The sequence below is a fragment of the Arthrobacter sp. SO3 genome (genome assembly GCF_020532825.1).
In the GTDB taxonomy this organism is placed as follows: domain Bacteria; phylum Actinomycetota; class Actinomycetes; order Actinomycetales; family Micrococcaceae; genus Arthrobacter.
On sequence record NZ_MQTS01000116.1, the window covers coordinates 22,579 to 34,928 of the forward strand.

Annotated in this window: 14 protein-coding genes; 7 read left to right on the forward strand and 7 right to left on the reverse strand. The window is 67.7% G+C overall.

Annotated features, from left to right (window positions below; translation table 11 throughout):
• Positions 1-55 precede the first annotated feature (55 nt).
• Positions 56-1,027, reverse strand: coding sequence for a mycothiol synthase (mshD, locus tag BJQ90_RS11985; RefSeq protein ID WP_226760480.1), 972 nt, complete (start codon positions 1,025-1,027; stop codon positions 56-58).
• A 305-nt stretch (positions 1,028-1,332) separates the two neighbouring features.
• Positions 1,333-2,031: a winged-helix domain-containing protein gene (locus BJQ90_RS11990; RefSeq protein WP_226760481.1), complete on the reverse strand. Its 699-nt coding sequence runs from the start codon at positions 2,029-2,031 to the stop codon at positions 1,333-1,335.
• Positions 2,032-2,287: 256 nt separating this feature from the next.
• Here BJQ90_RS11990 and BJQ90_RS11995 point away from each other — a divergent pair, with 256 nt between their 5' ends.
• The 7 genes from BJQ90_RS11995 to BJQ90_RS12025 all read left to right on the forward strand — a co-directional run bounded on the left by BJQ90_RS11995 (position 2,288) and on the right by BJQ90_RS12025 (position 8,424).
• Entirely contained in the window at positions 2,288-3,022 is a 735-nt protein-coding gene (locus BJQ90_RS11995) for a permease (RefSeq protein ID WP_226760482.1), read from the forward strand.
• A gap of 176 nt (positions 3,023-3,198) precedes the next feature.
• Complete coding sequence (locus BJQ90_RS12000; protein WP_226760483.1) at positions 3,199-3,813, forward strand: FABP family protein; 615 nt, start codon at positions 3,199-3,201, stop codon at positions 3,811-3,813.
• Positions 3,814-3,921: 108 nt separating this feature from the next.
• Entirely contained in the window at positions 3,922-4,638 is a 717-nt protein-coding gene (locus tag BJQ90_RS12005; RefSeq protein ID WP_226760494.1) for a flavodoxin family protein, read from the forward strand.
• Between the two features lie 22 nt (positions 4,639-4,660).
• Positions 4,661-5,743, forward strand: a complete 1,083-nt coding sequence (locus BJQ90_RS12010; protein WP_226760484.1) for a YgfZ/GcvT domain-containing protein — start codon at positions 4,661-4,663, stop codon at positions 5,741-5,743.
• A complete protein-coding gene (locus tag BJQ90_RS12015; protein ID WP_226760485.1) occupies positions 5,740-6,138 on the forward strand; it encodes an ankyrin repeat domain-containing protein in 399 nt (132 codons plus the stop codon). The genes BJQ90_RS12010 and BJQ90_RS12015 overlap by 4 nt, the downstream gene beginning before the upstream one ends.
• A gap of 119 nt (positions 6,139-6,257) precedes the next feature.
• Entirely contained in the window at positions 6,258-6,821 is a 564-nt protein-coding gene (locus BJQ90_RS12020) for a PadR family transcriptional regulator (RefSeq protein WP_226760486.1), read from the forward strand.
• A 76-nt stretch (positions 6,822-6,897) separates the two neighbouring features.
• Positions 6,898-8,424, forward strand: a complete 1,527-nt coding sequence (locus BJQ90_RS12025; RefSeq protein WP_226760487.1) for a DHA2 family efflux MFS transporter permease subunit — start codon at positions 6,898-6,900, stop codon at positions 8,422-8,424.
• Positions 8,425-8,463: 39 nt separating this feature from the next.
• Here the strand turns inward: BJQ90_RS12025 and BJQ90_RS12030 are convergent, their stop codons facing one another.
• From BJQ90_RS12030 to BJQ90_RS12050, 5 genes are all read right to left on the reverse strand, one after another.
• Positions 8,464-9,174, reverse strand: coding sequence for a GNAT family N-acetyltransferase (locus BJQ90_RS12030; protein WP_226760488.1), 711 nt, complete (start codon positions 9,172-9,174; stop codon positions 8,464-8,466).
• Between the two features lie 52 nt (positions 9,175-9,226).
• Positions 9,227-10,252: a 6-phosphofructokinase gene (locus BJQ90_RS12035; protein WP_226760489.1), complete on the reverse strand. Its 1,026-nt coding sequence runs from the start codon at positions 10,250-10,252 to the stop codon at positions 9,227-9,229.
• A gap of 157 nt (positions 10,253-10,409) precedes the next feature.
• Positions 10,410-10,664 carry a PspC domain-containing protein gene (locus BJQ90_RS12040; protein WP_226760490.1) on the reverse strand — a complete coding sequence of 85 codons (255 nt, stop codon included), beginning with the start codon at positions 10,662-10,664 and terminating at the stop codon, positions 10,410-10,412.
• A 3-nt stretch (positions 10,665-10,667) separates the two neighbouring features.
• The gene (locus BJQ90_RS12045) at positions 10,668-10,964 is read right to left on the reverse strand and encodes a hypothetical protein (protein ID WP_226760491.1); all 297 of its coding nucleotides are present in this window, start codon (positions 10,962-10,964) and stop codon (positions 10,668-10,670) included.
• Position 10,965: 1 nt separating this feature from the next.
• Positions 10,966-12,350, reverse strand: a 1,385-nt coding sequence (locus tag BJQ90_RS12050) for a PspC domain-containing protein (protein WP_226760492.1), incomplete at its 5' end; no start/stop codon positions are given.

A 12,350-nucleotide genomic window follows, 5' to 3' on the forward strand; every position in this document is an offset into this window, starting at 1 on the left:
AGCTTTCGGGCGGTCCGGATTTCCCCGTGCGCAGACCGGATGTCTGCCGAGTGGATTAACGCCCTTCCAGCGGGGCGTACATGACGTCGACGTCCCAGCGGGTGAAGCCGAGCCGACGGTAGAGCGAAACGGCCGGAATGTTGTCCGCATCGACGTAGAGCATGACGGCGTGCAGCCCCTGGTGCTGGAGGTGCCGGATACCGGCGACGGTCAGCGCCTTGCCCAGTCCGCTGCCCTGGGCCCCGGGTGTGACACCGACCACGTACACCTCGCCGATGGCCGGGTGGTCTCCGTGCCGGGGGTGCACCTTGGTCCAGTGGTAGCCCAGGATCCGGTCCGCGGCATCGACGGCCAGCAGGAAACCGGCGGGATCGAACCACGGCTCAGCCATCCTGGCGTCCAGGTCGGCGCGGGTCATGTTTCCCTGCTCGGCGTGGTGCGCGAACGCGGCCCGGTTGGCGGCGAGCCAGGAATCCTCATCCCGGCCGGGAACGAAGGCGCGCAGTGTCACTCCGTCGGGCAGGGGGACGTCGGGCAGCTCCGCTGCCGCGCTGGTGAGCCGCATCTTCCACAACTCCCGGACCGGGCCGTAGCCGTAGCGTGCGGCGAGGTCGGCCGCGGCTTCGTGGTTGCCGTGGGACCAGGCCTTCAGGCCGGCGAAGCCGCGGGTGGTCCGGAGCTCGCCGACGAGCCGGTCCGCCACGCCCTGGTTGCGGTAGCTCGGGTGGACGGCGATTTCCAGCACTCCTGTGCCGTCCGGGTCCCCGATGACGACGGCGACCCCGGCCAGGTCCTGCGCCGTCGCAGGGTCGGATTTATCGTTGGGGCTGTACAGGGCGAGGGTCAGCACTGAATGCTCGCCGGCATCCGCGGCACGCAGCGTCACGAGCGTCTGTTCGGACAGCGGCGGGTTGCCATCGGATTCCTCCGCGTCGGCCGCGAGGGCCAGGACGTCCTTCAGGAGCTGCTCATCCGCAGCTCCCTTGGCGACGAGCACGGGCCAGTTTTCAGGTTGCGCAGGACTCATGGTGCAAGGCTATACGGTGCGGTGGGGGCGGGGCCGATTTTGTTGTTTCCGGAACTCTTCGGTAGAGTCGTTAACTCATCCGGCTGTTCGTCCAGTGCCTGTTTCTGGAACGGACGTTCGGATGCGAGGGGGATCCACCACTGGGGTGGCCTCGATACGTTCGACCCGTATGTCCTCCACTGAAGCAGAAAAGCCCCGGACCGAGGTCCGGGGCTTTTCTTTGTTCTCCAGGGCCCGCGAACCGGGGGTTCTTCGTGGCCGGGCTGTGTGGCGGCCGGACGGGCCGTGGCCGGAACCCGCCAGGTTCAGGCTTCGGTGAGTTCTTCCTCGGGGTGCCGGACCAGCGTCAGGCGGTAGCCCACGTTGCGGACGGTGCTGATCAGGTTCTCGTGGTCGGCGCCCAGCTTGGCCCGCAGCCGCCGGACGTGGACGTCCACGGTGCGGGTGCCCCCGTAATAGTCGTAGCCCCAAACCTCGGTCAGCAGCTGCTGGCGGGTGAACACCCTGCCGGGGTGCTGCGCCAGGTACTTGAGCAGTTCAAATTCCTTGAAGGTCAGGTTCAGCGGTGCGCCGTTGACCCGTGCGGTGTAGCTGGCCTCGTCAATGACGACGCCGGCGGCCCGGATCTCGGTCGGGGCATCGTCCTGTTCCGTCACGGCCCGGGCGACGCCCAGCCGGATCCGGGCTTCGACCTCGGCAGGTCCGGCGGACTCGAGCAGGATGTCGTCGACGGCCCACGCCGAGGACACGGCGGCCATGCCGCCCTCAGTCAGGATGAGCATCAGGGGGGCGCTCAGGCCGGTGGCCTTGAGCAGTTGGGTCAGGGAGCGGGCCCCCACGAGGTCCTTGCGGGCGTCCAGCAAGACGATGTCGCAGGGGTCGGTCTCCAGCAGCGCAGTCGGCTCGGCCGGAAGAATGTGCACCCGGTGGTTCAGCAGTTCCAGAGCAGGCAGGACGTCCACCGAAGAGCCGGTGCTGTTCGTCAGTAGCAGGATGTGCGACATGTTTCCTCCAAGGGGTGTCCGCGCATCGTTGGGCGTCTGTAGCTGACTTTGAGTATACCCAAATGCCCCCTTCCGGACACGGTTCCGTCACCCCCGGCCGTTTCTTTTGCGACACAAAACGGTCACATAGGGCAGGATTGATCCGTCGGGGCCGCAGCCCCCTGACGAAAGATCAGGTCGAATTGGGGTCCGCAGTGAGCGAAGGTACAACGATGACCGGAACACGTACAACGGCTAAACAGATGCCGGGTGAACGGTGAAGTCCTGGATCATCGGCATTATCGGCCTGGCCGGACTCGCCGCGATTGTCGGCGCGTCCTACGCCTCACCGGAGGCACTTCTGGCCGTAGGAGTGCTGACGGCGGCCGGCGTCGGAATCGGCTGGCCGCATTTCCTGGGCATCCCGGCCCGGAAGACCCTTGGCGCCCTGATCGCCTTGCCCGGTGTCGGCGCCGCCATCGCCGCCACCTATCTTCCGGCCCCGGGTTTTCTGGACTGGACGCCGTCGTTCATGGCCGCAGGCGTGATGGCGATCTTCGTGATGCAGTTGATCCGCGGCACGGGGCAGGCGCAACGCCTGGAGTCCACCCTCGGGTCCTCTGCCGGCGTCATGTTGTCCTGCCTGGGCGCGGGGTGGATCGCCTGCTCCCGCTTCAACGGCGTGCATGAGATGCTCCTGGTCGCGGCGATCAGCGCCTCGATCGCCCTGCTGGCGGGCCTGATCCGCTGGCCCGACCGGATCGTGGCGCCGCTGGGCGTCATCGGGGCCGGCCTGGCAGGGCCGCTCGCCGGCCTGGTCTTCTCCGACATCGCCGTGCTGCCGGCCGCGATCGTCGGGGTTGTGGTGGGGGCGGTGCTGGTGAGTTTCCGCCGGTTGGTGATCATCCGCGGTGAATCGCTAAGCTTTGCGGCAGCCCTTGGAATTGGGCTCGCGCCGGTTGCCGCCGTCGGTTCGCTGGCTTACTTCATAGACAAACTACTCATCTACTAAAGCGCTAGGATGGCATCATGTCCGTACTTGCATTTGAAATCTTCTTCCTTGTTCTGCTCGGCGTTGCCAGCCTGGCCATGGCGTGGTTCGCCGGCTTTGTTGTCTACCGCCTTTTCAAAGGCCAGAAGTAAACAGCCAGAAATTAATAGTCGTCTTCGTTTCCAGAGGTAACTGCTGTGCCGATTGAAATACCGACAGATCTGACACCCGAAATCGTTCCGCTGTCCTGGCTCATTGGTGAGTGGGAGGGCCGAGGCCGGCTGGGGGCCGGGGAAGAGGATTCCGAGCACTTCCTGCAGCACGTCTCCTTCACGCACAACGGCCTGCCGTACCTGCAGTACCGTGCCGAAAGCTGGCTGACCGACGACGACGGCACCAGGCTGCGTCCGTTGACCGTCGAAACCGGTTTCTGGGCTCTGGAGCGCAAGCAGCGCGAGGAAGACGGCGGCCCGGGACTGATCCCTGCCGACATCGTTCCCGTGCTCAAGAGCGCCGACGAGGTCGAAGCCATGCGTAACAAAGACGGCGGCTTCGACATCTCCGTGTCCATCTCCCACCCCGGCGGGATCTCCGAGCTGTACTACGGCCAGATTAAGGGCCCGCAGATCCACCTCAGCACGGACATGGTGATGCGCGGCAGCCACTCCAAGGAGTACACCGCCGCCACCCGGATCTTCGGACTCGTGGACGGCAATCTGCTCTGGCGCTGGGACGTGGCAACCGGCAAGGGTCCCGAGGGGGGCAGCGGCCTGGCAGCCCACGCGTCCGCCATCCTTCAGAAGGCCAGCTGACCAGCGGCGCCCCGCGCGCCGTCGAACGCAGCCTGATCCAGGGGTCTCACTGTTTTTCCGTTGTCCGTAGCGACCGCAGGGAGCACCAAAGTGAATGCCACAGCCGCAATGCCCAACATGCCTGCCGATTACAGCGACCTCAAGGCCGTCTACTTCAACGGCACCCTCAAGAAGTCCCCGGAGACCTCCCACACCCAGGGCCTGATCGAAGTCAGCCGCCGGATCATGGAAAAACACGGCGTCAGCACGAGGGTCATCCGGACGGTGGACCACGACATCGCCAGCGGCGTCTATCCGGACATGCGCGAGCACGGCTGGCAGACCGATGAATGGCCGGAACTCTATCCGTCCGTCCGGGACGCCGACATCGTCGTCGTGGCCGGACCGATCTGGCTGGGCGACAACTCCTCGCAGACCAAGAAACTCATCGAACGCCTCTATGCGCACTCCGGCGAACTCAACGGCAAGGGACAATGGGCGTTCTACCCCAAAGCGGGCGGCTGCCTGATCACTGGCAATGAGGACGGGATCAAGCACTGCGCCATGAACGTCCTCTACAGCCTCCAGCACATTGGCTTCACCATCCCCCCGCAGGCCGACGCCGGCTGGATCGGCGCCGTGGGGCCGGGCCCGAGCTATCTCGATGAAGGCTCCGGCGGTCCGGAAAGTGACTTCACCAACCGCAACACCACCTTTATGACCTGGAACCTGCTGCACCTGGCCCGGATGCTGAAGGACTCCGGCGGCATTCCCGCCTACGGAAATCTGCCCGAGGCCTGGAAAGCCGGGACCACGTTTGACTTCGAAAATCCGGAATACCGCTAAGCCCTAAGGACTTCTACTACATATGACTAACAAGAGCCCCCTGCTGGCGCGCCCTGGCGCCGTCGAGGCCGGCGGCGCGGACGCCGGCGTCGCCTCCCACTACGGCGAACCGCTGCGCGAACAGCGCGCGCTGGCCGCCGGCACCGCCGTCGTCGACCTGTCCCACCGCGGTGTCGTCACCGTGGCCGGGCCCGACCGGCTGAGCTGGCTCAACACCCTGTCCTCCCAGCAGCTCACCAACCTGGCGGCCGGGCAGTCCAGCGAACTGCTGCTCCTCAGCGTGCAGGGCCGGATCGAATTCGACGCGCGGGTGGTGGACGACGGCGCGACGACCTGGCTGATCGTGGAGGCAGCCGAGGCCGGGCCGCTGGCCGAGTGGCTGAACAGAATGAAGTTCATGCTGCGCGTCGAGATTACCGACGTGTCGGCGGACTGGGCGGTGCTGGGAACCACCCGGAAGGTGCTGGAATGGTCCGGCCTGCTGGTCTGGGAAGACCCCTGGCCGCATGTCGGCGCCGGCGGCTACTCCTATGCGGTGGTGGGGGAAGACGCCCACCCGGGGCTGGAACGGCCCTGGTTCGAGTACCTCGTCCCGGCCGCCGAGCTGGAAGCCACGGTGGGCGACCGCCCGCTCGCCGGCGTCTGGGCGGCCGAGGCGCTGCGGATCGCGGCGTGGCGGCCCCGCTGGGGCGCCGAAACCGACGACAGGACCATCCCGCACGAACTGGACCTCCTCCGCACCGCCGTGCACCTGAACAAGGGCTGCTACAAAGGCCAGGAAACCGTGGCCCGCGTCCACAACCTGGGCCACCCGCCGCGCCGGCTGGTGTTCCTGCAGCTCGACGGCTCGCAGCACACCATGCCCGCTGTCGGCAGTGAGGTCCGGTCCGGTGATCGCAAGGTCGGCACCGTGACGTCGGTGGCGCAGCACTACGAAATGGGGCCGGTGGCCCTGGCGGTGGTCAAGCGTTCCGTCCCGCCGGAGGAAGTGCTGACCGTACTGGACGGCGACGAGCCCTACACCGCGGCGCAGGAGGTCATCGTGGCTCCCGACGCCGGCCAGGTGGTGGGCCGCCAGACCGGCTTCCTGCGGGGGACGCGATGAGCAGCGATACAACCGGCGCCCCTGACGAGGAAACCCTGGCACTGGCCCATGCCCTCTTCGACGCGGCCCGTGCAGGCAACGATGCGCTGCTCGAACGCTATCTGTCCGCCGGAGCCCCGGCGACCATGACCAATGCGGCCGGCGACTCCCTGCTGATGCTCGCGGCCTACCACGGCCATGCCGGCACCGTCCGGCTGATCCTGGCGCACGGCGGAGAGGCCAATACCGCCAACGACCGCGGGCAGACGCCGCTGGCGGGGGCCGTTTTCAAGGGCTACACGGAGGTAGCCCAGGTGCTGGTCGACGCCGGCGCGGACCCCGACGCCGGGACGCCCTCCGCCCGGGCAGCGGCACAGATGTTCGAACGCAAGGACATCCTGGCCCTGCTGGGCTGAGGCGCCGCAACGGCCCCGCGGCGCCTTGCGCGCCAATACTCCATATGGAATAGTTCTAGTGGAATAACCGCCGCGGCTTCCGGCCGCGTTGAAAGACACCGTGTGAAGGACAACGCCCCATGGCCCGAACCGCACCCCTGACACCGCTGGGGGTCGCCGCACTCTCCCTGCTGGTGGAAGAGCCCATGCACCCCTACGAGATGTACCAGCTGCTGATGGCCCGGCACGAGGACCGGCTCGTGAAGGTCCGGCCGGGAACGCTGTATCACGCGGTCGGACGGCTCGAGGAGCAGGGACTGGTCGCCGCCACCGGCACTGACCGTGAGGGCAACCGTCCCGAACGCACCACTTATGAGATCTCCGGGGCGGGCCGGGAAGCCCTCACCCAGAGGCTTCAGGACCTGCTGTCCGTCCCTGTCAACGAGTACCCCTCGTTCCCGCTGGCCGTCTCGGAAGCGTACAACCTGCCGGCCGGCGTCGTGATTGACCTGCTCGACCGCCGCCTCAGGGGCCTGGCGGAGCAGCTGGATTTCCTCGCCGCCGCGCAGGAGCGGGTCCGGGCGAAGGGCGTCGAACGCAAGTACTGGATCGACATGGAGTACCAGCAGGCCATGCTGCAGGCCGAGACCGGCTGGATCCGGAACCTCCAGGACCAGCTCGGTTCCGGCCAGCTCGCCTGGTAAGCCCATCCGGGGCACCGGCCCCGCCGAATGCTTTTAGAACGACGGCAAACATCCCTTTCAACCCGTAAGGAATCCCATGGAAAACGTTGCCAGGCCGTGGCCGGCACTCTGGTCCCTCGTGATCGGGTTCTTCATGATCCTGGTCGACACGACCATCGTCTCGGTGGCCAACCCCCGCATCATGGAAGGCCTCAATACCGACATCAACTCGGTCATCTGGGTGACCAGCGCCTACCTGCTCGCCTACGCCGTGCCGCTGCTGATCACCGGCCGGCTGGGCGACCGCTTCGGCCCGAAGAAGCTCTACCTGACCGGGCTCGTCGTCTTCACCCTGGCCTCGCTCTGGTGCGGGCTCTCCGGCGACGTGCAGATGCTGATCCTGGCCCGGGTGTTCCAGGGCTTCGGCGCCGCGCTGATGACGCCGCAGACCATGGCCGTCATCACCCGGATCTTCCCGCCGGACCGGCGCGGGGCCGCGATGGGAATCTGGGGTGCCACGGCCGGCGTCGCCACCCTGGTCGGCCCGATCCTCGGCGGCGTCCTCGTTGACGGCCTGGGATGGGAGTGGATCTTCTTCATCAATCTCCCGGTGGGCCTCGTCGGATTCTTCCTGGCCCTGCGCTACGTGCCGTCGCTGAGCACCCACCCGCACAAGTTCGACATCCCCGGCGTGCTGCTCAGCGCCGTCGGGCTGTTCCTGCTGGTGTTCGGCATCCAGGAGGGCGAGACCTACGACTGGGGCACCATCACCGGACCCATCACGGTGTGGGGGCTCATCATCTCCGGGATCGCGGTCCTGGTGGTGTTCGTTGTGTGGCAGAAGGTGAACAAGGGCGAACCCCTGCTGCCGCTGTCCCTGTTCAAGGACCGCAACTTCTCCCTGGCCAACATCGGCATCACCACGGTCGGCTTCACGGTGACGGCCTTCAGCCTCCCGCTGATCTTCTACTACCAGATTGTCCGTGGCCTGACCCCCACCCAGTCGGCGCTCATGATGGTGCCGATGGCGCTCATCTCCGGCGGGCTCGCCCCGGTGGTGGGCAAGATCATTGACCGGGTCAACCCGAAGTTCATCACCGCGGCCGGCCTGGTCCTGATGTCGGTGGCGCTGTTCTGGAACTCCTCCCTCATGCACCCCGACACGCCGATCTGGCTGTTCCTCCTGCCGAGCGCCGTGCTGGGATTCGCGAACGCGGGCATCTGGGCGCCCCTGAGCTCCACGGCGACCCGCAACCTGCCGCCGCGCCTGGCGGGTGCCGGCTCGGGTGTCTACAACACCACCCGGCAGATCGGGGCGGTCCTCGGCAGCGCCGCGATCGCGGTATTGATCCAGGCCCGGCTCGCGGCGGAGCTTCCGGCGGCGCCGGCAGGTTCCGGCGGGGCCAGCCCCATGGCCTTCGGCGGCACACTGCCCGAGGCGCTGAAAGAGGGATTCTCGACGGCGATGGGCCAGTCCATCATGCTGCCCGCTGCCGTCATCCTGATCGGCGCGGCGGTGGCGCTGTTCTTTGCCAAGCCCCAGCCGATGCAGGGCTGGGGAACGCCCGGTACTGTACCGGCAGCGTCGGCCGGCACCAGGGGCGCCGCGGCGCAGTCCCGCTGAGGCGCCGTCCCGCTGAGGTGAGGCCGGGGTCCTGCCGGGTCAGCCCAGCAGCACACTGGTCTGGATGCCGCCGGCGGTAAAGCCCAGGCTCCGGGCCATGGCCAGCGAGCCCTGATTGCTGACGTCGGAGCGCCACTGCAGCGTCAGCCCGGACGCGAGGGCCTCGTGGGCGGCGATCGAGGCCGCCAGCGATCCCAGTCCGCGGCGGCGCCACTCTGGGGCGACCAGCACGCCCATATGCGCCAGGATGCCCTCCCATTCGGTGTATGCGCCGCAGGCGACCGGGGTCCGGCGGCCGTCCTCCAGATGCATGATGGTGAAGCGGTGCTCAAGGTCCGAGAGACCCACCTCGTTCACGTCATCCGGCGGGCAGGCGGATTCCAGTTCGATCGCTTCCGGATTTCCGTGCGAGACGGTGAGCTCCTCCGACGGCTGCTGCAGGGGCAGATCGTCCGCGAAGAACAGCGCCGCGGCACCGAGCCCGTGGCCGCCGTGGTCCCGGGTGATGGTCAACAGGGTGACGTGCTGCGCGAGGTCGCCGTCGGACAGCCCGGCGGCGGCGTCCAGCGCCCACTGCGGGCCCACCAGGGCCGAATTGCCGAACAGCCGGACGAACTGGACGGCCCGGGCCGATTCATCGGCACGGGTGATGCGCTCGCCTGCGGCGGCCGCGAAGGCGCCGTCGTCGAGCCCCAGGCGGCGGCCCCACGCGAGCTGGATGATGTCGATCGAACCGGGCTCAAGTGTCATGGCTCCACCCTACCCACCGGCGTGTCGGGGTCAGCGCGGGGGAGCAGGAGTGTCAGCCGAAGAGGACCGCGGCCTCTTCGTAGCGGTATTTCGGGACGGTCTTGAGGTTGCCGAGCGCAGCATCGAAGCCCACGTGGACAATGTCGGTGCCGTTCAGGGACACCATGGTGCCCCAGCGTTCCTCGACGACGGAGTCAATGGCGGCCATCCCCAGGCGGGTCGCCAGCACCCGGTCGAACGCGGTGGGAACCCCGCCGCGCTGGATGTGGCCAAGGACCGTCGCCCGGGTTTCGATGCCGGTCATGGCTTCCAGCTCCGGGGCCAGCCGCTCGGAAATCCCGCCGAGCCGCGGGCGGCCGAAGGTGTCCAGGCCGCGTTCGGAGTGCGGCGTTTCCTGGTCGTCCGGGACGAAACCCTCCGCGACCACAACGAGCGGGGCGCGGCCGCGGTCCCGGGCCGAGACGACCCACTCGGCGATCTGCTCCATCGAGGCCTTCTGCTCCGGGATCAGGATGGCGTGGGCGCCCGAGGCCATGCCGGCGTGCAGCGCGATCCAGCCCACGTGCCGGCCCATGACCTCGGCGATCATGCAGCGGTGGTGGGACTCTCCCGTGGTGCGCAGGCGGTCGATCGCCTCGGTGGCGATTTCGACGGCGGTGTCGAAGCCGAAGGTGTAGTCGGTCGCGTCGAGGTCGTTGTCGACGGTCTTGGGGACGCCGACGATCTTCAGTCCGGCGTCGGTGAGCCGTTTCGCGGCGGCCAGGGTGCCTTCGCCGCCGATGGCGATCAGGGCGTCGATGCCGAGCCGGTCCATGTTGGCCTTGATGACCTCCGGGCCGCCGTTGTTTTCGAACGGGTTGGTGCGTGAGGTGCCCAGGATGGTCCCGCCCTGCTTGGCGATGCCGCGGACCAAGGTGCGGGGGATGTCGATGGTGTCAGCCTCGACGACGCCGCGCCAGCCGTCCAGGAATCCCACGAATTCGTGGCCGTGGACGGCGATGCCCTTCAGGACGGCGCCGCGGATGACGGCGTTCAGTCCGGGGCAGTCTCCGCCGCTGGTGAGGATTCCAATTTTCATGTCTCGGCTCAAATCCTGGTTCGAAGGTATACAGGCAGAGCGCCACGCTGAGCTCACCTTAGAGTCTAATCGCGCCTGTGGGCCATGACACAAACGGTTACAACGGGAAGTGCCCCTGCCCGGTGGGCAGAGGCACTTCACTTCCTGGTCGGGTCCTTCAGGGCCGGGTCGAGCGCTTCGACAGGAACGACTCAAGGATGATGGCGTTCCGCTGGTCCGGGAGGAGCAGCCAGGCTACGAGGTAGAACACGAATGCCGGGCCGGGAAGCAGCGCGATGAGCAGGAAAGCGATCCGGACGAACGCAACATCCACGTTTAGTTTGGCGGCGATCCCGCCGCACACACCGCCCAGCCAGCGCTGCGGACCACGTTTCAGGCCAAGGCCCCGGATGGTGCTGAAGAATTTTTCCATGGTTCAAGACTTCCCTGTCGATGCTTTTTTGTCACGTCCCCGGGCCGAGAGCACCCCGCCGATCACGAGTGCCGCCCCCGCGCCGATCATCAGGCCGATCACCACGTAGGTGCCGTTGAGCGCCACGATGCCGAGCTGGGAGACGATGATGAGTGCGGCGAGGGCCACCACAATCAGCCCCCAGACGATCGTGCCCACCCGGGGCGGGGTGTCCTCCACCGGATCCGGGCCCGCGTACCGCGGGGGAGCGGCCGGGCTGCTGCCGTCCGGACCACCGGCCGGTGCGTCATAGCTGCTCATGTCAGTTCCCTTCCTTGATGGTGACGTTGCTGAAGGTGCCGTCGATCCTGACGACCAGCGTGGCTCCCGGCTTACCGGTGTTGTAGTGGCTTTGCTGGGTGGTCATGCCGCTGTGGTTCTGGCTTCCCTCCTTGAGGTTCCCCATGGTCATGTCGGCGCGGATCTCGACCGGTACGGTGCCCGGAATGACCACCGTGAGGTTGCTCGCCGTAGCGTCGATCGGGACCACAAGATCGGTTCCCAGCGGCGGATTGAGCGCGAGCCGCGTCAGGTCCACGGTCCCGGTGCCGGCGGTGATGTCGAAACCGCCCCGGGCCTGGTCGATGCTCACCGGTGACCAGTCGGCGTTCTGCGGGCGGAAACGGTCGCCGTTGGGAAGCACGTTAAAAATGCCACCGACGATCAGGGCGACGACGGCGAAGAACCCGAGGATGCCCGAGGTGCGGCCCCTGAGCCCGGCGATGAGGATGCCGAGACCCAGGACCACCGCGGCGCTGGCCCAGACGATGGCGTTGCTGGAGGTGCCCAGGTCGATCACGTTGGCGACGTCGAGGGCCTTGAGGCCGCCGCCCACCAGCAGGGCGAGGCCGGCGGTGACGGCGACGGCGGGGGCGCCGGGACCCGGATTCCGGGTCTTGGCCGGCCGGACGGGCCCGTCCCCGCGTTCCGGCTGGTAGCCACCGCCCGGCGGAGGGACGGGTCCCGAGGGCGGGGGCGTGCCCCAGGCCGGGCCGGGGATGGACTCACCGTAGCGGGGCAGCGTGTCGGACGCGCCGTACCCGGTGGTGGCGAACGGCGCCGGCGGGGTTGCCAGCGTTGATGGGGTTGACGGGGTTGACATAGTCGACGGGGTTGACGGCGTCGGCGGATAGGCCGGGTCCGTCGGGCTTCCGGGCTGGGGATTCGAGGACCTGGGGATGGCTCCGATCCGGGATTTGTTGCGTTGGGTCAGGTAGTAGATGAGGTAGATAGCGCCGCCCACCCAGAAGACGGTCCAGATGAAGGGGGCGAAGCCGTAGCGGTCCCAGCCCCAGACGCCGGTGCCCATGCTGGGGAAGCCGATGATTGTGGTGACCAGGGCACCGGTCATCCCGGCCGTCCAGCGGCCTGCGGCGGCCTCCTGGACATGGATGCGGCCGTCGGGTTCGGGCAGGAGGGCCCAGGCGACGCCGTAGAGCAGGACGCCGACGCCGGCGAAGACAGTCAGGACGATCAGGATGCCGCGGACAATCAGGGGGTCGACGCCGAAGCGCTCGGCGATGCCGCTGGCGACTCCGCCGATCCAGCGCTCGCGGCCACGATGGATGCCCTGGCTGCGGATCCAGTCGAAGAAATTCTGCGGCTGGCCGGTGGGCGGCGTCGGGCCGGAGTACGGCGGTGGGGCCG

Coding starts and splice junctions, on each gene's coding strand:
- BJQ90_RS12045 (WP_226760491.1), bottom strand. CDS start 10,964: ATGAGCAGCTATGACGCACCGGCCGGTGGTCCGGACGGCAGCAGCCCG.
- BJQ90_RS11990 (WP_226760481.1), bottom strand. CDS start 2,031: ATGTCGCACATCCTGCTACTGACGAACAGCACCGGCTCTTCGGTGGAC.
- BJQ90_RS12020 (WP_226760486.1), top strand. CDS start 6,258: ATGGCCCGAACCGCACCCCTGACACCGCTGGGGGTCGCCGCACTCTCC.
- BJQ90_RS12010 (WP_226760484.1), top strand. CDS start 4,661: ATGACTAACAAGAGCCCCCTGCTGGCGCGCCCTGGCGCCGTCGAGGCC.
- mshD (WP_226760480.1), bottom strand. CDS start 1,027: ATGAGTCCTGCGCAACCTGAAAACTGGCCCGTGCTCGTCGCCAAGGGA.
- BJQ90_RS12040 (WP_226760490.1), bottom strand. CDS start 10,664: ATGGAAAAATTCTTCAGCACCATCCGGGGCCTTGGCCTGAAACGTGGT.
- BJQ90_RS12025 (WP_226760487.1), top strand. CDS start 6,898: ATGGAAAACGTTGCCAGGCCGTGGCCGGCACTCTGGTCCCTCGTGATC.
- BJQ90_RS12015 (WP_226760485.1), top strand. CDS start 5,740: ATGAGCAGCGATACAACCGGCGCCCCTGACGAGGAAACCCTGGCACTG.
- BJQ90_RS12035 (WP_226760489.1), bottom strand. CDS start 10,252: ATGAAAATTGGAATCCTCACCAGCGGCGGAGACTGCCCCGGACTGAAC.
- BJQ90_RS12030 (WP_226760488.1), bottom strand. CDS start 9,174: ATGACACTTGAGCCCGGTTCGATCGACATCATCCAGCTCGCGTGGGGC.
- BJQ90_RS12005 (WP_226760494.1), top strand. CDS start 3,922: ATGCCCAACATGCCTGCCGATTACAGCGACCTCAAGGCCGTCTACTTC.